Genomic DNA, 24786 nt, shown 5'->3' with positions numbered 1-24786 from the left:
ATGACGGCACCTAAACCGGTTGCGCTCATCATTCTCGACGGCTTCGGCCTTCGGAATGACGTAACAGGCAACGCGGTCGCGCAGGCGAATAAGCCGAACTACGACCGCTACTGGAACACGTACCCGCACACGACGCTGACGGCTAGCGGCGAAGCGGTCGGTTTGCCGGAAGGTCAAATGGGCAACTCCGAAGTGGGCCACTTGAACATCGGCGCCGGACGTACCGTATATCAGGATCTGACTCGCATCAGCAAATCGATCCGCGAAGGCGAGTTCTTCGAGAACGAGACGCTGCAGGGCGCGGTCGATCATGCGAAGAACAACGGCAAGAAGCTTCATCTGTACGGCCTGCTGTCGGACGGCGGGGTGCACAGCCACATCGCGCATCTGTTCGCGCTGCTGGAACTGGCAAAGAAGAGCGATCTGCACGAGGTGTACATCCATGCGTTCCTCGACGGCCGCGACGTGGCGCCGGATAGCGCCAAAGGTTATTTGGAGCAGCTCCAAGCGAAAATCGAAGAGATCGGCGTAGGCCAAATCGCGACCGTGCAAGGCCGCTACTACGCGATGGACCGCGATAAGCGCTGGGAGCGTACCGAGAAATCGTACCGCGCCATGGTATACGGCGAAGGCCCGCAGTACACGGATCCGATTAAAGCGGTCGTCGAATCGTACGAGAAATCGGTATTCGACGAATTCGTCATGCCGACGGTCATCGTAAGCGCCGACAACAAACCGGTCGCGCTTGTGGAAACCGGCGACGCCGTCGTGTTCTTCAACTTCCGTCCGGACCGCGCGATCCAGCTGTCCCAAGTGTTCACGAACAGCGATTTCCGCGGCTTCGACCGCGGCGCTAACGTGCCGAGCGAGCTGTACTTCGTCGCGCTGACGCTGTTCGCGGAGAGCGTAGGCGGCTTCGTCGCTTACAAGCCGAAGAACCTCGATAACACATTAGGCGAAGTATTGGTCCAGAACGGCAAGAAGCAGCTGCGCATTGCCGAGACGGAGAAATACCCGCACGTGACGTTCTTCTTCAGCGGCGGCCGCGACGTCGAACTTCCGGGCGAGACCCGCATTCTGATCAACTCGCCGAAAGTCGCGACGTACGACCTGCAGCCGGAGATGAGCGCTTACGAAGTCGCGGCTGCGGCCGTGGCCGAGATCGAAGCGGATAAGCACGACGCGATCATCCTGAACTTCGCGAACCCCGACATGGTCGGTCACTCCGGCATGCTGGAGCCGACGATCAAGGCGGTCGAAGCGACGGACGAGTGCCTGGGCAAGGTCGTGGAAGCGGTGCTGGCCAAAGGCGGCGTGGCGCTGATCACGGCGGACCACGGCAACGCGGACATGGTTATCGACGAGAACGGACGTCCGTTCACGGCGCATACGACGAACCCGGTTCCGTTCATCGTGACGAAGCAGGGCGCAACGCTGCGCGAGAACGGCATTCTGGCGGACATCGCGCCGACGATTCTCAGCCTGCTTGGTCTTGCCAAGCCGGAAGAGATGACGGGTCACGCGCTCATTAAAGAGTAAATGAAGATCGACGCCGGGCGCTTGTCCGGCGACGGGATTTGGTTTACTATAGATTGGAATTTGACAATAAACCTTTGAAGGAGTGTTTCCGTACCATGTCTATCATTACTGACGTATATGCACGCGAAGTGCTTGACTCCCGCGGTAACCCGACGGTAGAAGTAGAAGTTCATCTGGAATCCGGTGGCAAAGGCCGCGCGATCGTACCATCCGGCGCATCCACTGGCGCATACGAAGCAGTCGAGCTTCGCGACGGCGACAAATCCCGTTACCTCGGCAAAGGCGTGCTGAAAGCCGTTGACAACGTCAACTCCATCATCGCTCCTGAAATCATCGGTCTGGACGCGCTCGACCAAGTGCTGATCGACCGCAAAATGATCGAGATCGACGGTACGCCGAACAAAGGCAAGCTGGGCGCCAATGCAATCCTCGCGGTATCGATGGCTGTTGCTCAAGCAGCTGCAGACGCGCTGAGCGTTCCGCTGTACACGTACCTGGGCGGATTCAACGCTAAAGTTCTGCCGGTTCCGATGATGAACATCGTGAACGGCGGCGAGCACGCGGACAACAACATCGACGTGCAAGAGTTCATGGTTCTGCCGGTAGGCGCAGAGAGCTTCCGCGAAGCGCTCCGTATCGGCGCTGAAATCTTCCACAACCTGAAATCGGTTCTGAAAGAAAAAGGCCTGAACACGGCAGTCGGCGACGAAGGCGGCTTCGCGCCGAACCTTGGTTCCAACGAAGAAGCAATCGTAACGATCATCTCCGCAATCGAGCGCGCAGGCTACAAGCCGGGCGTTGACGTATTCCTCGGTATGGACGTTGCATCGACGGAATTCTTCAAAGACGGCAAATACCACCTCGAAGGCGAAGGCCGTTCCTTCACGCCTGCTGAGTTCGTGGACCTGCTTGCTTCGTGGGCAGACAAATACCCGATCATCACGATCGAAGACGGTTGCTCCGAAGACGATTGGGAAGGTTGGAAATTGCTCACCGAGAAACTGGGCGGCAAAGTTCAACTCGTCGGCGACGATCTGTTCGTAACGAACACCGAGCGTCTCTCCACGGGTATCGAGAAAGGCATCGGCAACTCGATCCTCGTTAAAGTGAACCAAATCGGATCCCTGACGGAAACGTTCGACGCGATCGAAATGGCGAAGCGCGCTGGTTACACGGCGGTTATCTCCCACCGTTCCGGCGAATCCGAAGACAACACGATCGCCGACATCGCAGTTGCGACGAACGCGGGCCAAATCAAAACCGGCGCTCCGTCCCGTACGGACCGCGTAGCGAAATACAACCAATTGCTCCGCATCGAGGACCAACTCGGCTCCACGGCGCAATACGCAGGCAAAAGCGCGTTCTACAACCTGAAAAACTTCAAGTAATCGCGTGCCGCGCGGCGGTTATCCTTAACGGATAGCCGCCGCGTTTTTTTGTGCGCATCGCGGCCTGTAGGCGGGTTACGACTACCGCATGGTTGAGCGAGGAGCCGGAAGGGCAAAATGAGCGGAGCAGCGCGGCGCCGAGAAATGAGGATAAGGGCATGAAAGGGGGAGGGAGGACATCGCGAAACCGGCGATAGGCTTGCAGCTGTACACCGTACGCGATCAGACGGAGAAGGATTTTCTGGGCACGATCCGTAAAGTTGCGGAGATGGGGTATCAGGCGGTCGAGTTTGCGGGGTACTACAATACGCCTGCCGCAGAGATCAAGGCGCTGCTGGACGAGCTCCAGCTGCAGGCGCCTTCCGCGCACGTAGGCCTGAATTTCGGCGAGCCTGCCAATATGGCGGCCGATCTGGCGAAGCAGATCAAGACGGCTAAGATGGTGGGCGTTGCGTACTTGATCGTGCCCTGGGCGCCGCTGCCCGAGACCCCGACCGCGGAAGACGTGAAGCATTTGGCCGGCATGCTGGAGCAAGCGGGCAAACTAGCGGCGCAGGCGGGTCTTAGGTTGGGCTACCATAATCATGATTTCGAGTTCAAGCTCGTGGACGATCAGCCGATCCTCGACCATCTGCTCTCGACGGTGCCGGCTGAATTTCTCGTAGCCGAATTCGACCTGGGCTGGATGCACTTGGCGGGTTACAAGGTGAGCGATTACGTGAAGAAGTATGCCGGCCGCGTGCCGCTCGCGCATTTCAAGGATTTCGACAAGGGGCGCAAGGACGTCGTCATCGGGCAAGGAATCGTGGACTTGAAGAGCGTTCTGCCTATTGCGGAGCAGGCGGGAATCGAGTATTTGTTCGTCGAGCAGGAGGAGTTCGAGAATGCGTCGTCGCTCGACAGCGCCAAGGCTGCGCTCGAATTTTTCCGGGCCAATGGGATGCTGTAAATAATTAGCGAAAGTTTCCTGCTGGCGAGTTGAAGTCGGCTGCGCGCTATGATACAATAAATCTGCTGTCCATAGGCTCTTGTCCATGTGATGAGGGCTACGGCAAAATGCTGATGCTTTGGCGTTGGAGGTGGAACTGTGGATATTTTCTTCAAAGTGTTGCTGATTATTTTCTCGCTGGCCTTGATTGCGGTCGTACTTCTGCAGAAAGGCAAGAGCGCGGGTCTTTCTGGTGCCATCTCCGGCGGTGCAGAGCATCTGTTCGGCAAGAATAAAGCACGCGGCTTGGATCTGTTCCTTCAGCGGTTGACAATCGGCGTGGCGGCAGGATTTTTCATCTGCTCGCTGATCGTAGCGTATCTCGTGAAATAAGTCGTACCCAGGCGGAGCGGAAGCTTCCGCTTTTTTTTATTGTCTTGAAGACCGCGACCGGAACGTTCAAGATGAGACCTCGACGGAGGTCTTTTTTTTGTTGGATACATAAGCCAATATGAACGAATTACGAAGGCGAGCCTCCTCCACATAATTTCTTCGCACGGAGATGACACGTCTCGAACAGTCGAATTTTACACTGGCTGAAGGTGACGAGCTTTGACGGAAGCGACGAGATTCGAACAAGGGAGGGCGCAAACCATGACTGTACGCCATCGGAATACCTGTTGGGCGAGCGCCCTGATGGCGCTGTCGCTGGCCGTGACGGCTTGCGGAAGCTATGAGTACGCGAGCGGCGGCGAAATCGGCGTCGACGTCGATCAGGCGACGATGGATGCCATGCAAACGGCGGAAGTGACTCCGACAAGCGCGGATGCGGCCGAAGCGAAAGCGCTGATTCAACCAGTCAAGGTCATGTGGTGGCATTCGATGGACGGGGAGCTCGGCAAGGCCGCGAAGCAGCTGGCGGCGAATTTCAATGCGTGGCATCCCGCGGTTCGGGTGGAAGCGGTCTACCAAGGCACCTGCGACGAGAGCTTGAGCAAAATAATGGCGTCGACGGACGGTAAATCCGCCCCTTCGCTGATCCATATGTGCGACACCGGCTCGCGGTTCATGATCGACTCCGGAGCGGTTAAGCCGGTGCAGCTGTTTATGGACGCTGAAGGATATGACCTGTCCGCGCTCGAACCGACCATTCGCAATCTCTACACCTTCGAGGGAAAGCTATATGCAATGCCTTTCTATACATCCGGCTCGATGCTCTACTACAATAAGGCGCTGTTCATGAAAGCGGGATTGGATCCGAAGTCGCCCCCGACGACCCTCGACGAGGTAGCGGAAGCGGCAGATAAGCTGACCGGCAGCGGTGTTGCCGTCGATGACGAACTGGCGCGGGGCCTCGACCGTAAGGCGGAAGATGCGAGGTCGGCGTTCATCAACGGCCAAGCGGCGATGATGCTGGACTCCTCTGCTTCGCTGAGCGTCATCGTCGATGGCGTAAGCGATAAGTTCGAAGTCGGCGCGGCGTTCATGCCGAGGCCGACGGACGCGGATGAGAGCGGCGTACTCCTCGACGGGGCGAGCCTGTGGGTAATGAACAACAAGCCGGAAGCCGAGCAGAAGGCAGCCTGGGCGTTCGTCAAGTATCTCGCCGAACCGAAAACACAGGCGGAGTGGTATATCCATACCGGCTACTTCCCGATTACGACGAAGGCATACGACAAGCGAATCGTGAAGGAAAATATGGAGAAGTATCCGCAATTCCTAACGGCGGTCGAACAGCTGCGCCGGACGAAATCGAACGCCGCGACGCAGAGCGCGTTCGCCAGCGCCGGAATGCCCCCGAAGGCGCGCCGACAGGTGGAGATGACGATCGAATAATCAGTCTCCGGCCAGTAGGAGAACGCCGGCGGCGCCGGACGGCAAGGTCAAGGCAATTAGGGACCACAGCGTGCATCTGCGCGATACGGTGCGATGAGCGAATGAACCAAAGAAAGAGCGTTCCGGAGGCAGCGAATGCCGCAGGGGCGCTTTTCGTTTTTTTTTGCCGTTGCCCGGCGGTGGTGTGCATGGGAATCGCGGAATTCGGAAATTTTGTTTATAAGGGCGAGAGTTGGTGTGAAGGAGGAGTGAGCGGGGAGGCGAAAGCCGGCTTTTGCGCCATGGTAAATATTTTCGGTGAAGCGGATGGCGCTGCATGATTTCGTGTATACTAAATCTATATGTAAATCTATCATCCGCTAAGTGGAGGCATTATGATCACAGAGCAGCAACTGCTTGAATTCATGAAAGAATCGGCGTACAAGCCGCTGACATATCAGGAGCTGGCGGAACGGCTCGGCAGCGAGGACGCGCAAAGTTTCAAGTCGTTCCTCGTCTTGCTGAACACGCTTGAGGACGAGGGCAAAATCCTTCGCACTTCCAACGACCGCTACGGGCTGCCGGAGCGGATGAATTTGCTGCGCGGCCGCATTCAGGCTCATGCCAAGGGATTCGCGTTCCTGCTGCCGGAGGAGAAGGATCATCCGGACGTGTATTTGCACGCGAATGATCTGAAGAGCGCGATGAACGGCGATACGGTGCTCGTGCGCGTTACGGCGAAGACCGGCGGGGGGCGCATGGAGGGCGAGGTCGTGCGGATCGTCCAGCGCGCCGTGACCCAAATCGTCGGCACGTTCGACAATCACGAGGCTTACGGCTTCGTGCTGCCGGACGACAAGCGGATCAACCGCGATATTTTCATCCCGAAGGGCGAGTTCAAGGGCGCGGTGAGCGGGCAGAAGGTCGTCGTGCGCATCGTCTCCTACCCGGAAGGCCGTTCGGCGGCGGAAGGCGAGATCATCGAGATTCTCGGCCATAAGGACGATCCGGGCGTCGACATCCTCTCCATCATTCGCAAGCACGGGCTGCCGGAGAGCTTCCCGGACGACGTGATGGCCGAAGCGGAAGCGGCCCCGGATACGATCACGGAGGAAGAGATTATTAGCCAAGGCCGGCGCGATCTGCGAAACAAGGTTATCGTGACGATCGACGGCGAGGACGCGAAAGACCTCGATGACGCGGTGAACATAGAGCGGCTCGAGAACGGCAACTACGTGCTTGGCGTACATATCGCGGACGTCGGTTATTACGTGACCGAGAAGTCCGCGCTGGATCAGGAAGCTTACCGCCGCGGGTGCTCGGTGTATTTGGTCGACCGCGTCATCCCGATGCTGCCGCATCGCCTCTCGAACGGAATTTGCTCGCTCAATCCGCAGGTGGATCGTCTGACGATGTCGTGCGAGATGGAGTTCGACGCGAAGACGCTGAAGCGGGTGCGCCACGACGTGTTCACGAGCGTCATCCGGACGAAAGAGCGCATGACGTATACGAACGTGCGCAAGATCCTGCAGAACGAAGATCCGGAAGTGACCGAGCGTTACGCCGAGCTGGTCGATACGTTCAAGCTGATGGAAGAGCTGGCGATGCGTCTGCGCGGCATGCGGATCAAGCGCGGCGCGATCGACTTCGACTTCGTGGAAGCGAAAGTGCTCGTCGATCAAGAAGGCAAGCCGACCGACATCGTCAAGCGCGAGCGCTCGATCGCCGAGATGATCATCGAGGAGTTCATGCTGGCGGCGAACGAGACGGTCGCGGAGCATTTCTACTGGCTGAAGGTGCCGTTCCTGTACCGGATTCACGAGAACCCGGATTCCGAGAAGTTGATGACGTTCGTGCAGTTCGCGGCGAATTTCGGCTTTCAAATCAAGGGCAAAGGCAATACGATCCATCCGCGCTCGCTGCAGACGCTGCTGGAAGAGATTCGCGGCGCGAAGGAACAGACGGTCATCTCGACGATGATGCTGCGTTCCATGAAGCAGGCGCGCTACGAAGCGCAGAGCCTGGGCCACTTCGGCCTTGCGGCGGAGTTCTACTCCCACTTCACGTCGCCGATTCGCCGTTACCCGGACTTGGTCATCCATCGCGTCATGCGCGAGGTGTTCGAGAATGGCGGCATGCTGCCGGACGACCGAATGGATACGTTGGGCCAGCGGATGCCGGAGATCGCGCAGCAGTCGTCCGAACGCGAGCGCGTAGCGGTCGAGGCGGAGCGGGATACGGAGAAATTGAAGAAAGCCGAGTTCATGCTCGATAAGATCGGCGAGGAATTCGACGGCATTATTAGCAGCGTGACGAGCTTCGGCATTTTCATCGAACTGGAGAATACGGTCGAAGGGCTTATCCGGCTTAGCGAGCTGAACGACGACTACTACCACTTCCACGAGCAGCATATGGTGCTGATCGGCGAGCGTACCTCGCGGATCTTCCGGATCGGCGATGATGTTCGCATTCGCGTGGAGAACGTCAACATGGACGAGCATACGATCGATTTCGCGCTGCTCGACTCGAGCTCGCGCAATACCGACCGCGAGCTGGAGAAGGCGCTTCGCGCCGGACGCATACGCGGCGGTCAAGGCGGCGGCCGGGAACGCGGCGGCCGCGAAGGTCAAGGTCGCGGCCGCGGCGACGAGCGCAGCGCGAGCGGACGCGATGATCGCGGACAGCGCGGCGGACGACGCGGCGGGGAGAACCGGCCAGCGCCGGCGGCGGCGGAGCAAGGACGCGGCGGACGCCGCAAAGGCGGCCGAGGCGGCGAAACGGGCGCGCGTCCGGGGCAAGGCGGCGTGATCGCCGCGCCGGGACGTCGTCAGGCCGGGAGCGAAGGCGGAACGGATCGTCAAGGCTGGAAGCCGGAGGACGATTTCAATCTGGATAAGATTCTGGGCGTAGCGGAAGAAGGCGGCGAGCGCTCCGGGGGCAACCGTGGCGGAGAGTCGGCAACAGGCGGCGACCGCAGCGGCGGCGCTCGTCCAGGCGGCAAGCGCAAAGGCGGCGTGCGGACCGACATGTGGGGACTCCCGATTCTCGGCACCGGCGGCGTTATCGACGACGGCGAGTACGAGCACTTCAACGGACCGGGCGGCAACGATCGTCGCGGCCGCTCGGGCGGTAATCGCTCCGGCGGCAACCGCAGCGGCGGAGGTCGCGGCGGCGCCGGCAGAAGCGGCGGCGCGCCGGGCGGCAATCGCAGCGGCGGAACCGTGCAAGGCGGCACGCGCGGCGGCTATACGAGCGGCGGAGCTGGCGCACCTGCGGGCGCGGGCCAAGGCGGCGGCAACGCTAGCGGCGGAAGCCGATCGCGGCGCCGCAAGAAGTCCGGCGGCGTGAGCGAAGTGTTCAATCCGAACGCGGCGCATCCGGAAGGAGCGGCGGAGACGGTACCGGCGGCGGAAGGCGCGCCGGCGGGCAAGCCGCGCAAGAAGCGGAAGAAATCCGGCGGCAACGCGACGGCGGCTTTTATCCGCAAGGAAAAGAAGTAAAGCGAGCGGGTATCGGAATCGTGGCGGCGCGGGCCGCCTTGATTTCGAACTGTAAAGTTGTTACAATGGACTCCTGATGCACCTGCGCGGGAGTCCGTTGTTTTATGACGGGGACGTGCAAAGTAAGGGTGAAGAAGCGAACGAATGCGAGGTGGATGGCGTGGCGAAGAAGACGAATGAGAATAAGCAGCTAGCTCAGAACAAGAAGGCTTCCCATGACTATTTCATCGAGGAGACGTTCGAAGCGGGCATGGTGCTCATGGGCACGGAGATCAAGTCGGTGCGATCCGGCAAGGCGAACATCAACGACGCATTCGCGACGATCCGCAATGGCGAGATGTTCATCCACAACATGCATATCAGTCCGTTCGAGCAAGGCAACCGCCATAACCCGACCGATCCGACGCGGGCGCGCAAGCTGCTGCTCCACAAGGGGCAGATCCACAAGCTGCTCGGCCAGTCGAAGCAGGAAGGCTACGCGATCGTGCCGCTGAAGATTTACGTCCGCAACGGCTACGCGAAGCTGCTCATCGGCCTCGGCAAGGGCAAGAAGCAATACGACAAGCGCGAGAGCGCGGCGAAGAAGGATGCCCAGCGCGATATTCAGCGTGCGCTGCGCGAGAAGCAGAAGGTCGCGCGGTAACCTGGGGATGTCGGCCATGGCAGCGATGCCAGCTCGGCGCCAGCTCTTCCAAAAACACAGGGGTACATTCGTGCAGACGATGTGCTATACTAACTAAGCAAGCCAAGCAGTACGGTTTTGCAACGGCAAGACAGCAACAACAGCTTATGCTCGCCGCGTGAGAACGCCGGGCGCTCGGCTAAACGGAACATGAGCCGCAAGGTTCAGACGACGCCGTTTATGCGACATGGGGGCGTTTATGGATTCGACGGGGATAGTTCGAGCATGGGTTGCGGGTAGTGGGGACGCGTCCGCTTCATCAACGCTAAAGCCTATTAAATGGCAACCAACGTACAACTTTAGCAGCAGCCTAAGAAACTGTATGCTAAGCTCCTCTCTTGCATCGCCCATGTGCCAGATGTAGGGGCTCACTCTTAGTGGGATACGCTGTCACATCTCCGCCTGGGGTGTGCTGAAGAAGACAATCAGGCTGACCTAGATCGTAGCCGGTTACGGGGCGACGGCCTAGGTGACATCAAAACTGTGACTACACCCGTAGATGCCTATGTGGCGATGTCTTCGGACAGGGGTTCAAATCCCCTCGCCTCCACCATCAAAAACCCGACCGCATGAGGTCGGGTTTTTGTATGGCCAGAATTAGAGAGTAAAGCTCGTTATCATAAACGATTCAGGTGGGCACTATGAGATCTGGCCGCGAATTTCTCCGTCTGGATTTTGTACGGTGTGTATATTGACATAGGCGTTGCCGCTTTTAAATTCATCGACTAGATCATGGATCGTCTTTCCGCTTAGAGGGCCGACTAGATCACTGCGAGTCAGAGTGCCGCGAATAATGCCTCGGGTTACGGAAATTCCAAATTTCGAGGGTCCGAATAGAAAAGCGACGACAGGACCGTTTTCACCTCTTCGTCCAAGATGAATATGGGCTTGGGTTACTCGGTTAATATCTCGAATGGCTACTCTAAAAAACAACTTGTTCCGACTACGGCTAAGCTGAAAAATAGCATCTCCTGCAGCTATTGTCCTTACAGGAGGCACTTCGTTTCTTCCTTTGAGGAAAGCCTTAAACGTTCTGATAACCATCACCCCTCATGCTGTAATGCTGTACTCTATTCGGTAGGGCAGCAGGTGGCCTGTTCATCTGTCTTATGATAGATTGATTATTATGAATATTGTTGTGGCTATTGATTAACGCTAGCCGTGGGAGGCGAAGAATGATGATCAACGTTCTTAACATCGATGGCCAACAACTCACCCCTTGCGTGCTAGACCGGGCATGGAGAGAAGTTAATCGAGCGCGTGCGATCTGGATTAACGAGGAGACCATCCAATTACTTTACAACCCATTCTTATATCGCGACTATCGGAAAACCGCGCTGAAGCGGGATCGTTACACCTGCCTATGGTGCGGGCGTTCCGGGACGACGGTCGATCACATAATCCCCTCGAGCAAAGGCGGTTCGGATCTCCCTCGAAACTTACTTGCTGCCTGCATGGAATGCAACACGAAGCGGGGGAGCCGTTCGGCATTCTCCTATTTTAGAGAGAGGGTGTTTTCCTCGCCGAACAGGATGAAGTTACTTTATCGTATCCTGAAAGCGAACTATCACCATCAGGTGAACTAATTGGAGATACGCAACGCATCTCCAACGCCGACATCCTCAACCCGACCTTATAAGGTCGGGTTTTTAGTTGCGTTTGGCTAGGTGCATGCATGTACGTATGATGGATTCCAGTCATAATCATGAACTCAGATAAGTCGAGAATGGCGGGGATCCGCACACAATGATGAAGTAATGATTGTTTCGGAACCGGTTACGGGACTGTTACGCTTACGGTGGTTCACCTGCAAGTCCATGACGATAAAGGAGGGGAGTAGCCAGAGTTTATTGTAAGCGTTTTCGGTAAAGTCTGAATCCATCACATTTAGGAGGGATCCAATTGAAGAAAAAAGCAGTCAACCTCATGCACGCGGTGCTCATGATGACGCTTGTCGTCACCTTAATGGTTTGCGGCTTGGGCAATACGGGAGTAGCCCAGGCTGCCGGCGTTACGATAACGGGCAGCGGAGGCTGGAATGAAGCGGCGTATGTGAAATGGGCGCCTGTCAGCAATGCGGAGGGGTACAATGTCTATGTGAAGCCTGCCAGCGCAGCGGATTCCCAGTATCAACGAATTGATAACGAGCTTATTCGCCAATACCCTTCTTATTGGAGAGCGGATGCCGTTGGGCTTGCAGCGGGGAATTACGTGCTGAAAGTCGAAGCCAAGCTGTCTGGCGGCTCAACGGTCAGCGCGGTAACGGGAGCAATAGCGGTAGCCGCCCATGACCGGTCCGGCTTCGCTTTTTCGGCGGCTTCGACCTACGGAACCGGTTCGGGCGCCTACAATGATAACGGAACGCTCAAGAGCGGCGCTCAAGTTGTGTATCTCACCTCGGATACGGCAAAGACGGTTACGCTCGATGTGAAAGTCAGCAGTTCGGGCGGGCTGCAAACCGCCGTAGGCCTTGGCGAAATCTTGAGTTTAAGACAGAAAGGGTATGATAAAACGCCGCTCGCCATTCGATTCATCGGCAAAGTGACGGCGGATGATCTGAGCGGACAGCTGAACAGCAGCGGGTATCTGGAGGTCAAAGGAAAGAATAATTATGCCGAAATGAATATGACGCTCGAAGGGATCGGAGACGATGCTTACGCTTATGGCTGGGGGATGCTGCTTCGGTATGCGGGCAACGTGGAAGTGCGCAATCTGGGCTTCATGCTCTTCCCGGACGACGGCATTTCGTTGGATACCGGCAATGTCAACGTATGGCTGCATCACAACGATCTTTTCTATGGAACGGCAGGAGGGGATGCTGACCAGGCGAAGGGCGACGGATCGACCGATATGAAGAAAGGATCGACCTACAATACGATTTCGTATAACCACTACTGGGATTCTGGCAAAGCTTCTTTGGTAGGTTTGAGCGAGTCGGCCCAATTTTATGCTACCTTCCACCATAACTGGTTCGATCATTCGGATTCGCGTCATCCCCGCATCCGAGTGGCATCCGTTCATATTTATAACAACTTCTATGACGGTAACGCCAAGTATGGCGTAGGCGTAACAACGGGAGCCTCGGCTTTCGTCGAATCCAATTATTTCAGACATGCCAAAAATCCGATGATGAGTTCTTTGCAAGGGACCGATGCGCTGGGAGAAGGGACGTTCTCGGGCGAAAACGGAGGCATGATTAAAGCGTTCAACAACATCATTGCGGATGCGAACAGTTTGATTTATGCGAATTCCAATGCCGGCACGGCCGCGGCAAACGCAACTTCGTTCGACGCCTATCTCGCTTCATCGAGAACGGAAACCGTGCCCAGCTCGTATAAAGCGTTGGTCGGCGGAACGGCGTATAACAATTTCGATACGAGCGTCGATATGGGCGTGACTGCAGCCGATATTGATCCGCCGGGTTCCGTCGAAACGATCGTGACCGCCGAAGCCGGACGCATGAACAACGGGGATTTCCAATGGGCATTCAATGACGCGACAGATGACGCATCGTATGCCGTCAACGAGGTGCTGATGGCCAAAATCAAAAGTTATACGACCAAGCTGATCGCGGTTGGCGGGAATGCGAATCCGACGGATCCCACTCCGGACCCTACGCCAGATCCGGGTACCGAACAACAAGTTGTTCATAACTTCACATCGAATGGAACGGCAAGCGACTTCTTCAACATTCAGGGCGCGCTGTCGACTTCCAAGGGGTCCGTATCTTACAACGGGCTAACGCTCACGCAATGTCTGAAATTCGAGAGTTCGACCAGCATTGCCTTTACGGCGCACGCGGCTTCGACGTTAACCTTGGTGTTCAACTCGCCGGACGGGACCAAAGTCAAAATCGACGGAACCAGTTACCCCATGACGAACGGCATTGTGCGCGTATCTCTTGCCTCGGGGACGCACGCGATTACGAAAGATAGCGTAACCAACCTTTATTACATGCAGCTAGCCTACTAGAGGGAATGTCTCTTATTCAGTCATATGCAGGGATAGAAGGCCACCTCCTCGGTGGTCTTTTTGCGTGATCGGTAGGTTTGTCCACATTATGCTATAATCAGTCGTGAATCGATTATGTTGAAGGTCATTGATTCGAATGCGGAATATCATAGACGAGTTGGTCGATTCCGATCTGGATCCGGAGCAATGCATGGACTGCGGGTATCGTGAGACAGAGTGAATCTTGATGAGAAAGGAAGATGGTCATGTTCAATGCTGAGCAAATGAAAGGCTTTATTCTGCATCCGGAGCACCTTGTATGCAATGCGGCCCTTGCCTATTTTGCCGAGAGTTGCTTATATGAAGGCGACACGACACTAATGCCGCTCTTGTTGGAGAGACTGAAGCAATCGAAGCCATCCGAAACGATTCACTGGTTCCATGCCTATCGATTCCCGCAAACGGAGGAGACGCTCCGCGAGCTTCTGGCCTTGTGGCAATCGCCGTCTATCGATCCGAATACGAAACATCATTTGCGGGGTATATTGCTTCATAGCGAGCCCCGTTTGTTGACCCCTTATGAGGCGTTGATTGCGAAGGATGCTATTTGGAGCAAGCGGGTGCGGCAAAAACGCGGTCTTGCGATGATGGACGATCGGGAATTGATGGATGTCTTCCGCGTGTTTATTGAGCAGAGCGCCGGTAAATATGTGGATGAGTTTGATGCAAATTACGGGGACGAGATTGTACTTGAATTGTCTCGTCGCAAGTGTATGACTAACGACGCCGTGCTTCAGAAGCTGGCTGCCTACGATCCCAGCGACATCAGCTACGAAACGGCTTATTATACAAAATTGGCAGGGGCAAGGAAGCTGGAAGCGGCCATTCCTTATCTGTGCGATGTGCTGGGGGCGGACGATGATTGGCATCCGGAGCGGGCGAAAGAGGCGCTTGTTCAGATCGGGACCACTTCGGTGATCACGATGCTGACCGAACGGTATGCGGCCGCTGAGTCGGAATATTTCCGGATGTACGCCTCGGATGTGTTCGGCAGAATTAAGCTGCCTGCCTCGGAAGAGGCGCTGCTTACGCTATTGCCGGAGGAGCAGGACCTCTCGTATGCGACGACCATGGCGGACGGCCTATGCCAGCTGGGGTCAAGCAAAGGCTTCCCGATGGTCCAAACCATGGTGGAAGCCGGGAACTACGAGCGCGGTCTCATGAATCTCACGGAATCGATTTATACGTACTGCGTCATCTCGAACACGCCGCATCCTTCCTTATCGCAGTGGAAGCAGGAGCTTAATGAAGAAGAAGCGCGGACGGCTAAGCACGGCGCGGCATGGGAGCGGATGTTTGCCGATGCGGGTATCCCAGAAGGCTTCGAGAGATTTCAAGGCGGCATCGCCAAACCGTATACGAACCCTGCTAAGGTAGGACGCAACGATCCTTGTCCTTGCGGAAGCGGGAAGAAACACAAGAAATGTTGCGGCGCTTAGGCGGGTTGGAAGTTGGCGTTCTCCAGAATACGGATCAGTTTCGCCGCGTTTCCGTCATCTATCGGAGACGCGGCTTTTTTGACATTATTCCCGCGCTTATTCGATAATGGGAGTATGACAATTGCAGGGGGAAAGAGCAGATGAAATCGCTCGTATTGGCGGAAAAGCCCAGCGTCGCGCGGGAAATCGCTCGCGTGCTCGGCTGTACGAATAAGAACAAAAGTTACATCGAAGGCCCGTCCTATGTGGTAACGTGGGCGCTCGGCCACCTCGTCGGCCTCGCCGAGCCGGAGGATTACGATCCGAAGTACAAAACCTGGAACCTGGAGGATCTGCCGATCATGCCGGACCGGATGACGCTGAAGCCGCTGAAGGAGACATCCGGCCAGTTCAAGGCCGTCCTCCAATTATGCAAGCGGCCCGATATCGGCGAGCTGATCATCGCCACGGACGCAGGGCGGGAGGGGGAGCTCGTTGCCCGCTGGATTATGGAGCTGGCGCATTGGAAGAAGCCGTTCAAGCGGCTCTGGATTTCGTCGCAGACGGATAAGGCGATCCAAGACGGCTTCGCGTCGCTGAAGCCGGGTCGCGAATATGACCGGCTGTATGCTTCGGCCGTATGCCGGGCGGAAGCCGATTGGCTGGTTGGCTTGAATGTTACGCGGGCTTTGACCAGCAAGTACAATGCGCAGCTATCGGCAGGCCGGGTGCAGACGCCGACGCTCGGGATGCTGATGGAGCGCGAACGCGAGATTAGCGGCTTCGTGCCGAAGCCGTTCTGGACGGTGTCCGCGGAGTTCGCCGGCGAGGGCTTCCAAGCCGCTTGGCGCAGCGAGGAAGGGCATGACGGAAGGTTGTGGACGCAGGCGGAGGCGGAAGCCGTCGTGGCCCGTACGAAGGGTAAGCCGGCGGTCGTCGAGCGGTTGCGGACGGTAGAGCGAAGCGAGCCTCATCCGCAGGCGTACGATCTGACCGAGCTGCAGCGGGATGCGAACACGCGGCTTGGCTTCTCGGCGAAGCAGACGTCGAACGTGCTGCAGCGGCTGTATGAACAGCATAAGCTGGTGACGTATCCGCGGACGGACTCGCGTTATTTGTCCTCCGACATGGTGCCGACGCTGAAGGGTCGAATGGAGAGCATTGCAGTCGGGCCTTATGCGGCGCTTGCGCGCAAGCTGCTTCGGACGCCGCTGGCGGTCACGAAGCGCATCGTCGACGACGGCAAGGTGAGCGATCACCATGCGATTATTCCGACGGAGCAATATGTCAATCTGTCTGCGCTTAGCCCGGAAGAGAGGAAACTGCATGAATTGATCGTCAGACGGTTCCTTGCGATGTTCAGCCCGCCCTGCCGATATGACGAGACCGGCGTGGTCATCCGGATCGGCGAAGATCGCTTCTACGCCAAAGGCAACGTCCTGAAGGAAGCCGGCTGGAAGGAAGCGTACGGCAGCGTGCAGGACGCCGATTGGTCGGATGGCGAGGATGATGGCAGCGACGAGGCGGCAGCGGACGGAGGTAGGGCAGCGGCGCGAGAGGCAGGCGGCGGCGGACAGCTACTGCCGGCGCTCGCTTCCGGACAGTCGCTAACCTTGAAGCAAAACCGGTTCCGCGAAGGAAAGACGCAACCGCCTGCGCGTTACACGGAAGCGGGATTGCTGTCCAAGATGGAGAAATACGGGCTGGGCACCCCGGCCACGCGCGCGGATATTATCGAGAAGCTGCTGTCCTCGCAGACGATCGATCGTCAAGGCAATCGGCTGGTGCCGACCGGCAAAGGCAAGCAGCTCATCGAGCTGGCCTCGAAGGAGCTTCGCAGTCCGGAGCTGACCGCGGCGTGGGAGCGGGAGCTGGAGCGCATTGCGAAAGGGCAAGGCGATGCGAAGAAGTTCATGGCAAGCATCCGGCAGCAGGCTGCGGCGTGGGTGAACGAGGTGAAGCAGGATGCGAAGGAATATAAACCGCACAACCTGTCTCATGCCCATTGCCCGGAATGCGGCAAGCGAATGATGGAGGTCAACGGCAAGCGCGGCAAGACGTTCGTGTGTCAGGATCGCGAATGCGGTTACCGCCGCGCGGCCGAGCCGGCGCTGTCGAACAAGCGTTGTCCGCGATGTCATAAGAAGATGGAGATCCACACCGGCAAAGCGGGCAAATACGCGCAGTGCCGCCCGTGTAATGTCATCGAGATGCTGGAGGACAAAGCCGGCGGCGGGCGGATCAATAAGCATCAGCAGAAGCGGCTCGTCGAGCAGTTCAGCGATAAGGTATCGTTGACCGGTGGATTGGCCGACGCCTTGAAGGCCGCGCTGGAGGGCAAGGACGAGAAGAAGTAATTAGCGAGTAAGTCGGGCATGTTGTTGTGTGATGCTCCGGAGGGTTTGCCAAACCTAAGAGCCAGTCGAATAAGGCTGGCTTTTTTGGTTCGTACAAATAACTAAAAGCCGAGCGTATTGCTTTTTGAACCGCCTCTTAATAAAAGGATATAAAGACCTATCTCTTGTCGAATAAAGTCGGCCGATAAAGTCTCATAAGGACTTTTTCATACAGGGGTGGGCTTATAATGAAGATTTCTTCCTGGCTTAAAGTGATGAGTGGCGTGTTTATCTTTCTGACCGTCTTGAACGGAGTTAGTGTCTATAGCCTTCAACAGAGCGTAGCGCAGGAACGCAGCACAGTTAAAATGCAAGCGGAATTCAAGCAATTAGGGATCGATTTAGCCAACTCCTCGGACTATTTGACTAACGAGGCAAGAGCTTTCGTGCAGTTCGGAGATAAAGTCCGCTATGATAACTATTGGAAAGAAGTCAACGAGACCAAAACGAGAGATCATGTCGTAGAGCGATTGACCGCATTGGGCGCGCCTAAAGAAGAGCTGGATCTTATTGCAGCGTCCAAACAAAATTCGGATGCGCTTGTCCAAATCGAAAATGCGGCAATGAAAGCCGTGGCGGACAACGATTTCACCAAAGCGCGGGAACTGATGTTTGACAGCAATTATGAGGCGAATAAAAAAATCATTATGGAACCGCTGGAGCAGTTTCAACAAAAGATGAATACGAGAGCGGAGAAGGAAGCCGATACCGCACAGCAAAAAGCAAGCCTGATGCTGTTGGTAACGATTCTTTTGCTTATCGTTACGTTTGGAGCAGTCTTTGCAATATTTATTATTATTTTCGTTAAGTTGAAACCGCTTAAGTTCGTCAATGACAAAATCGCCGAAATCGCGCAGAGCGGGGGCGATCTTACCGGACGACTGGACTACGCGGGCAAGGATGAAATTGGCGAAATCTCGAAATCCTTGAATGCGATGTTCGAGACCCTGCAATCCATTATTACCGATGTCCGGAATGCTTCCCGTAGCGTATTGAGCTCGTCGAGTAAATTGGTCGAAAATACGATAGAAACGGCAAGTGCGACAGCGGAAATTACGAGACGGGGAGTCCATATTGAGCAAGGGGCGACAACCTCCGTGCAAGGCACGTTGGATGCTTCACATGCCATCCATGAAATGTCTGTAGGCGTGCAGCGTATCGCCGTATCCGCGGAAGATCTTGCCGCTATCGCAAAGGGTACGGAGAAAGAGGCGGCCAGCGGCGTGAACTTTATCCAGCAAGTCGGCAAGCAGATGGCCCAAATTAGCGATTCAGTAAGTGTCACGGTCGAAATCGTATCCAACTTGAAAGAACGCTCTTCTCATATTGGGAAAATTGTTAGCGCGATCACGGAAATTTCGAATCAAACGAATTTGCTTTCGTTAAATGCGTCCATTGAAGCGGCAAGAGCGGGCGAACATGGAAGAGGTTTCTCTGTAGTGGCCAGCGAGATCCGGTCATTGGCGGAGCATTCCTCTGCTTCGGCAGGGCAAATCTTCGAATTGCTGCAAGATATTATGAAAGACTCTCAAGAAACCGAGCAGGCGATGCAGCAAGTGACGAGTGAAGTAGGGACGGGGCAAAAGAAGATTGAAGAAGCCATAGAATCATTCGAAAACATTCTGAAATCCACTCAGCAAGTGGCTTGGCAAGTCCAGGAGGTGTCCGCTGTTAGCGAACAAATGGCGGCAGGCTCCGAAGAAATCGCGGCCTCTGTTTCCGAAATGGCCACTATTGCCGAAGAATCGCTTACGGGAGTGAAAGCCGTAAACGAGATGACGGCCAAGCAAAGCGCTTTAGTCCAGGAGGTTGCTTCGCTTACGGACTTGCTTGGCAAAGATTCTCGAAGCTTGGAAGCACTCGTGACGAAGTTTAAAGTTTAACATGAATAGCAAGCGAGGCATTCGGCGGCAACTGTGGACGGATGTATAATTGAATCCATCACGGTTAAAAAAACGGTCTTTAAGGCCGTTTTTTTCTTTGATCACGTTGTTTGGCCTGCAACCCTCGCTGCCGATCGCCCACCGCTACTCTGCCGCACAACTATGATTTGATATACTGATTGCATGAATTGAGGACAAGCACAAGGAGATGAACACATGCGGGGCCAGCTCAGCACATGTCAGTTCGAGAATAGAACGATTCAGATCTATACGCCCCCATCTTATCTGGACGACGAGTCGGCGCGATTTCCGGCCGTGATTGTTCAGGATGGCCGCTATTTGTTCGAGGGCTCGATAGAAGCGTTAGAGGCGGATTTTGCTCGTGGCGTGACGCAAGAGGTGGTGTTTGTCGGGATCGAGCCGATCCGGCGGGATGTGGAATATACGCCTTGGGAGGCGGAACCGCTGCAGGAGGGCGAATGTTTGGGCGGCGAAGGCGACAAGTACTTAAGCTTCGTGACGGAGCAGGTGATGCCTTACGTGAGAGAACGGTACCGGGTCACGGAGGACCCCTCCCAAATCGGGATTGCCGGCGGCTCTTTTGGCGGACTCATTTCGTTCTATGCGGCGTTTCGGAAGCCGGACCATTTTGGCCGGTTCATCTTAATGTCGGCTTCCCTGTGGTACCCGAATATGTTGACGTTCGTGGAGAACAACGCCTTTGCCAAGAACGATATCCGCCTGTACATGTATGTCGGCGAGCGGGAAGGCGTAGGGCGCGCTAACTTGCTGGGGGACATGGTTCCCCATACGAGAAAGGTCTACGAGATGCTCAAACCGAAGATGCCAGGCGGAAGCGGGCAGGTTCTCCTGGAAATGGATCCGGAAGGCGTACATACGCACAGCTATTTCAACCGGTATTTCCCTCATGGCATGCGGTTTGTCTATCCGGGTCCGAACGCGGATTAGAGACGGAAGGTGACGCTCGGCAAGAGCGGGACATCGAACAGCAGCGGATCGCATATAGAAAATGTTGTTCGCGTAGGACGAGGTTTCTTCGATGGATGGATGTCCGCAGAGTCGCGAACTCTCGCGAAAGGAAGGCTAATCCCGCGCGTTTGACGGCATACACAAATCAACGCTATAATTTCCTTATTGTGCAAAAATTTTCGCGGGGATGGGAGGGAGCGCGCATGAAGCTCAAAGAAATCGCAAAAAAAGCAAACGTGTCGATCAGCACGGTGTCCAGAATCATTAACAATCAGGGCAATTTCAGCGAGGAGACCCGCCGGAAAGTGCTGGAGATAGCCAATGAACATTTGACGCCGGGCGTCTCTCCCTCCAAGCTGGCAGGCATCCCCTATCATATCGCCGTAATCGTGCCGGGTACCAACGACTTCTTCGATAACGACCCGTCGACCTCGGCCGACTTGAATCACCTGAAGGAAGAATTCGAAGCCTACGGCCACCAGATCCAGATCGTCAAGCATAGCGCGGATGCGCCGTCCTCTCCGGCTTATAGGTATTTGACCGAGGAGAAAGCGGACGCCGCCCTCATCTTCGACCCCATGGCGAACGACAAGTTGGTCGAGGAGCTGGAGCGGCTCGGCATTCCGTATTTGCTGACGAACGGAAGAACCTATAAGAGCGGCCACAACTATATCGACTACGATAACCGTAAAGGCGCGTACGAGGTCATTCGATACTTGCATGGATTGGGGCATCGGAAGATCGGGATTATTGCGGGCCCTCGAAATCATCTCGTGAACGTCAATCGGCTGGACGGGTGCAAAGACGCGTTTCGCGATTTCAAGCTGCCTTGGGTGGACGCCGCGGTCGCCATGGGCGCCTTCGATCCCGCGCATGGCTACGAGGCCGTGAAGCAATTGATGCGGGAAGACCCGTCGATTACCGCCATTTTTACGTTTAACGACATCCTGGCGTTCGGGGCCATGAAGGGATTGGCCGAGATGAACATCCGGATTCCGGCGGACGTCTCGTTGGTCGGATTCGACGACGTCAAACTGTCGGAGTTCATGGTGCCGCCGCTCACGACGGTCCGCCGGTTTCGATACGATATCAGCTCGCTCATTGTCAAAGTGCTCGTGGAGTTGATCGCGAACAAGAACATTTCGGAAGTTCAGATCAGTCTGAAAACCGAACTTATCGAGCGGGAATCATGCGCCGGCGTGGCTCCTATGGCGTAGAGAAAGCCGCAGAACGCTGCGCAGCCGACCTCGAGCGGGGCCGTCCCCGTAGGAGTCGCGGAAGACGTCGCTTTCGAGGCGAACGGCCCGTATTATAAGCAAAAGAACCTCAATCTCCGCTTCGTTAGCGGGAGAGTGGTTCTTTTTTTGCGTGGCGGCAGGCGCGCTCGCAAGCGAGCCCAATATTTCGTTGACGGCGTACGTACCGGTGAACTATACTAAGAACGCAAAAAGTTTGCGCAACTAATTGCGCGAACGCCAATGATAAAGGAGGGATGATTCATGCAACGTAAGTTTTCAAGGTCGTTTTTGAAAGCGTTTACTGCATTAATGTCATTTGTCTTGCTATCAGGAGGTGCATTGACGCTGCCGTTGGTCGACTCGGCGTCCGCGGCGGTCGGTCCGATCAGCGTGAACTTGACGGAAACGCAGGAGGCGTTCAAGAACCCGTTCAAGGGATTTCGGCCGACGCGGTTCATGAACGACGCGGGATTCTCGAATCATGAATACGGGACGGTGTTCAAGCACTATATCAAATACACCGACTTGGAGAATGCGGCAACAGACTCCGTGCAGAAGATCAAGGATTGGAGCAACACCGCCTGGGCAGGGATCGAGAGTCAGAATAAAAAGGTTATCCCGCGCGTGTTCATCGTCTATCCGAACGGCGGCGAGTATTGGCCGGAAGGCGTTCCTCACGGAGACGTGGCGACGCAGTGGACGTCGGATACGCTCAAAAACCGTCTGACCGCGTTCATCCAGAAGCTCGGTCAAGCATGGGATAACGATCCTCGGGTCGCGTATGTCGAGCTGGGCTTGTGGGGGAACTGGGGCGAGCATCATATTTGGCCGGATAAGCTGGCCGACGGAACCGACCGGATTCCGCTCGCCTTCCAGACGGCGCTTGGCAATGCGGCCTCGCAAGCGTTCCAGAATAAGAAAGTGCAGGTGCGGTATCCCGACACGTTCCAAAATTTCAACTTCGGGTTCCTGTGGGATTCTTTCGCGCTCATCGATGACCTGGCCGGCGGGGAAGGCATCGTCTCCCGCAACGTATGGCGAACGCAAATCAACGGAGGGGAGATTGCTTACGACTGGGGACAGAAGCATATTCAGCCGGGCGATTCGCCGAACGACACGTTAAGCGATCCGACCCATCGCAACTATGTCATCGATTGGATCAAGAAGACGCATTCGACCAGCCTCGGGTGGGTGGATCTGTACGATGCCGGCAATTCCGCCGTCTCGGAAGGCGCCGCGCTGATGCAGAAGGAATTCGGCTACCGGTTCGTCATTAACCAAGCGACCTTCTCCGGCAGCGTGCAGCCCGGCGGATCGATGAACGTCGCCTTCCAAGTCGTGAACAAAGGATCGGCGCCGTTCTACTACAACTGGCCGGTGGAAGCCAGCTTGCTCAATAGCGATCGCACGGTAGCATGGAAAGGAATCTTCAACAACGCGGACATCCGGACGTGGATGCCGGGCGACGACTGGAACAGCGCGACGCGCCAGTATAATCAAGCGCCGGCCGTGCATCAAGTGTCGGGCACCTTCGCCATCCCGTCCAATATGCCGGCGGGAACGTACACGTTGGCGCTCTCGATTCTCGACCCTTATGGGTATAAGCCGAGCGCCAGATTTGCCAACGCGAACTACTATACGGGCGGCCGGACGCCGCTTGGCAAAGTGGGCATCGGCATGGATCCCGCGAATCAGAACCTCGGCGCGTTCGATCAGCTGAAGTCGGACAATACGCTGTCGTATAGCCTGACCCAAACGCCGTATAATGGCGGCTACAGCGGCGGCGGAAGCGCGGATACGCAGGCGCCGAGCGTGCCGGGCAATGTGGCGGTAAGCGGGAAGACGTCGAGCAGCGTGAGTCTGACGTGGTCGGCTTCCACCGACAACGTCGGCGTAACCGGCTATGATATTTATCGCGGCGGCGTATGGGCAGGCTCCGCGAGCTCCGCCGCTTTCACGGATACCGGGTTAAACCCGAGCACGACCTACGGCTATTCGGTACGGGCGAAAGATGCGGCGGGGAACGTCTCCGGCGCGAGCGGCTCCGTAAGCGCGACGACCAATGCTTCCGGAGGCGGCGGTACCGGGACGGCGTATGAAGCGGAAGCCGCGGGCAATACGCGGACCGGCGCTGCCGTCGTTGCCGCCTGCGGCACCTGCTCGGGAGGCTCGAAGGTCGGATATATCGGGAACAACGACGGCACGCTGCAGTTTAACGGCGTCAGCGCGTCGGCAGCCGGGTCGTATACGATGACGGTGTCTTACCTCGGCGCGGAAGCGCGTTCCATGCAAATTCGCGTCAACGGAGGCTCGCCTTCGACGCTCAGTCTGCCAAGCACGGGGAGCTGGACGACGGTCGGTACCGTGCAGACGCAGGTGCAGCTGAATGCAGGCGCGAACACGATCCATTTCTCCAATCCGACGGGGTGGGCGTCCGATCTGGATCTCATCCAGATTAGCGGCGGCGGCAACGGCAGCGGCGGAACGAGCAGCTTGGTGCTGGATAACTTCGATAACTCGCCGGGCTGGCCGAGCGCCAACGATCTGGGCAAATGGACGGGCGCGAACGGGTTCGTGAATAACGCAGGCGTCATTGAATCCGGCGCGTTGAAGCTGCAGTATAACAACGACGGCTGGTTGGGCACGGATATCAACCAGAACATCGGGAATTACGCGAAGATGGTCATTCGGGTCAAAGGCGCGAACGGCGGCGAGCAAAATCACGTCCAGCTGACGATCGGCGGCGTTACCCGCACGTTGGCGGCATTCAGCGGGGATACGGTCACGACCGGCTACAAAAACATCGCGATTGATCTGGCCGCCAACGGCGTGGACCGGAGCAGCCCCGGACAGATGACGATGACGTTCTGGCACGGAGGCAGCGGTACCGTCTGGATCGATGAAATTCGTTTCGAATAAGACGCGTTCTGTGCGTTAGAGGGCGAGCTTAGGACGGCACAATAAGATCGGCCCGCGGATTCCGCGGGCCGGTCTTTTG

Annotated in this window: 17 protein-coding genes and 1 other RNA gene; 17 read left to right on the top strand and 1 reads right to left on the bottom strand. The window is 56.5% G+C overall.

What is annotated here, in order from left to right:
- From gpmI to ssrA, 9 genes are all read left to right on the top strand, one after another.
- Complete coding sequence (gpmI, locus tag BCM02_RS31975) at positions 1 to 1539, top strand: 2,3-bisphosphoglycerate-independent phosphoglycerate mutase (protein ID WP_148933195.1); 1539 nt, start codon at positions 1 to 3, stop codon at positions 1537 to 1539.
- A gap of 95 nt (positions 1540 to 1634) precedes the next feature.
- Positions 1635 to 2927, top strand: coding sequence for a phosphopyruvate hydratase (eno, locus tag BCM02_RS31970; protein WP_148933194.1), 1293 nt, complete (start codon positions 1635 to 1637; stop codon positions 2925 to 2927).
- Positions 2928 to 3126: 199 nt separating this feature from the next.
- Positions 3127 to 3876, top strand: a complete 750-nt coding sequence (locus BCM02_RS31965; protein ID WP_246183650.1) for a sugar phosphate isomerase/epimerase family protein — start codon at positions 3127 to 3129, stop codon at positions 3874 to 3876.
- 138 nt (positions 3877 to 4014) lie between these two features.
- Entirely contained in the window at positions 4015 to 4248 is a 234-nt protein-coding gene (gene secG / locus BCM02_RS31960; RefSeq protein ID WP_148933192.1) for a preprotein translocase subunit SecG, read from the top strand.
- A gap of 261 nt (positions 4249 to 4509) precedes the next feature.
- A complete protein-coding gene (locus BCM02_RS31955) occupies positions 4510 to 5691 on the top strand; it encodes an ABC transporter substrate-binding protein (RefSeq protein ID WP_246183649.1) in 1182 nt (393 codons plus the stop codon).
- Positions 5692 to 5792: 101 nt separating this feature from the next.
- Positions 5793 to 6011: a hypothetical protein gene (locus BCM02_RS31950; protein ID WP_148933191.1), complete on the top strand. Its 219-nt coding sequence runs from the start codon at positions 5793 to 5795 to the stop codon at positions 6009 to 6011.
- A 54-nt stretch (positions 6012 to 6065) separates the two neighbouring features.
- A complete protein-coding gene (rnr, locus tag BCM02_RS31945) occupies positions 6066 to 9170 on the top strand; it encodes a ribonuclease R (protein WP_148933190.1) in 3105 nt (1034 codons plus the stop codon).
- Between the two features lie 160 nt (positions 9171 to 9330).
- Positions 9331 to 9813: an SsrA-binding protein SmpB gene (smpB, locus tag BCM02_RS31940; RefSeq protein ID WP_246183654.1), complete on the top strand. Its 483-nt coding sequence runs from the start codon at positions 9331 to 9333 to the stop codon at positions 9811 to 9813.
- 228 nt (positions 9814 to 10041) lie between these two features.
- Positions 10042 to 10405: a transfer-messenger RNA gene (gene ssrA / locus BCM02_RS31935) on the top strand.
- Positions 10406 to 10491: 86 nt separating this feature from the next.
- Here ssrA and BCM02_RS31930 read toward each other — a convergent pair.
- Entirely contained in the window at positions 10492 to 10896 is a 405-nt protein-coding gene (locus BCM02_RS31930; protein WP_148933188.1) for a CHRD domain-containing protein, read from the bottom strand.
- Positions 10897 to 11027: 131 nt separating this feature from the next.
- Here BCM02_RS31930 and BCM02_RS31925 point away from each other — a divergent pair, with 131 nt between their 5' ends.
- The 8 genes from BCM02_RS31925 (at position 11028) to BCM02_RS31890 (ending at position 24707) form a co-directional block, all read left to right on the top strand.
- Positions 11028 to 11438: an HNH endonuclease gene (locus BCM02_RS31925; RefSeq protein WP_148933187.1), complete on the top strand. Its 411-nt coding sequence runs from the start codon at positions 11028 to 11030 to the stop codon at positions 11436 to 11438.
- 355 nt (positions 11439 to 11793) lie between these two features.
- Positions 11794 to 13824: a pectate lyase family protein gene (locus tag BCM02_RS31920; protein ID WP_425466215.1), complete on the top strand. Its 2031-nt coding sequence runs from the start codon at positions 11794 to 11796 to the stop codon at positions 13822 to 13824.
- A gap of 359 nt (positions 13825 to 14183) precedes the next feature.
- Complete coding sequence (locus tag BCM02_RS35745) at positions 14184 to 15302, top strand: SEC-C metal-binding domain-containing protein (protein WP_222871043.1); 1119 nt, start codon at positions 14184 to 14186, stop codon at positions 15300 to 15302.
- Positions 15303 to 15442: 140 nt separating this feature from the next.
- On the top strand, positions 15443 to 17638 hold the full coding sequence (locus BCM02_RS31910; protein WP_148933186.1) for a DNA topoisomerase III: 2196 nt from the start codon (positions 15443 to 15445) through the stop codon (positions 17636 to 17638).
- Between the two features lie 227 nt (positions 17639 to 17865).
- Complete coding sequence (locus BCM02_RS31905; protein WP_148933185.1) at positions 17866 to 19560, top strand: methyl-accepting chemotaxis protein; 1695 nt, start codon at positions 17866 to 17868, stop codon at positions 19558 to 19560.
- 216 nt (positions 19561 to 19776) lie between these two features.
- Complete coding sequence (locus tag BCM02_RS31900) at positions 19777 to 20529, top strand: alpha/beta hydrolase (RefSeq protein WP_148933184.1); 753 nt, start codon at positions 19777 to 19779, stop codon at positions 20527 to 20529.
- 224 nt (positions 20530 to 20753) lie between these two features.
- Positions 20754 to 21767, top strand: a complete 1014-nt coding sequence (locus BCM02_RS31895; protein ID WP_187434522.1) for a LacI family DNA-binding transcriptional regulator — start codon at positions 20754 to 20756, stop codon at positions 21765 to 21767.
- A 360-nt stretch (positions 21768 to 22127) separates the two neighbouring features.
- Entirely contained in the window at positions 22128 to 24707 is a 2580-nt protein-coding gene (locus tag BCM02_RS31890; RefSeq protein ID WP_187434521.1) for a DUF4832 domain-containing protein, read from the top strand.
- Positions 24708 to 24786 lie beyond the last annotated feature (79 nt).

The sequence above is a fragment of the Paenibacillus methanolicus genome (assembly GCF_008124765.1).
Classification (GTDB): Bacteria; Bacillota; Bacilli; order Paenibacillales; family Paenibacillaceae; genus Paenibacillus_Z; species Paenibacillus_Z methanolicus.
The sequence above is the reverse complement of the archived record's forward strand: the minus strand, read 5'-3'. Positions and strand labels throughout refer to the sequence as shown.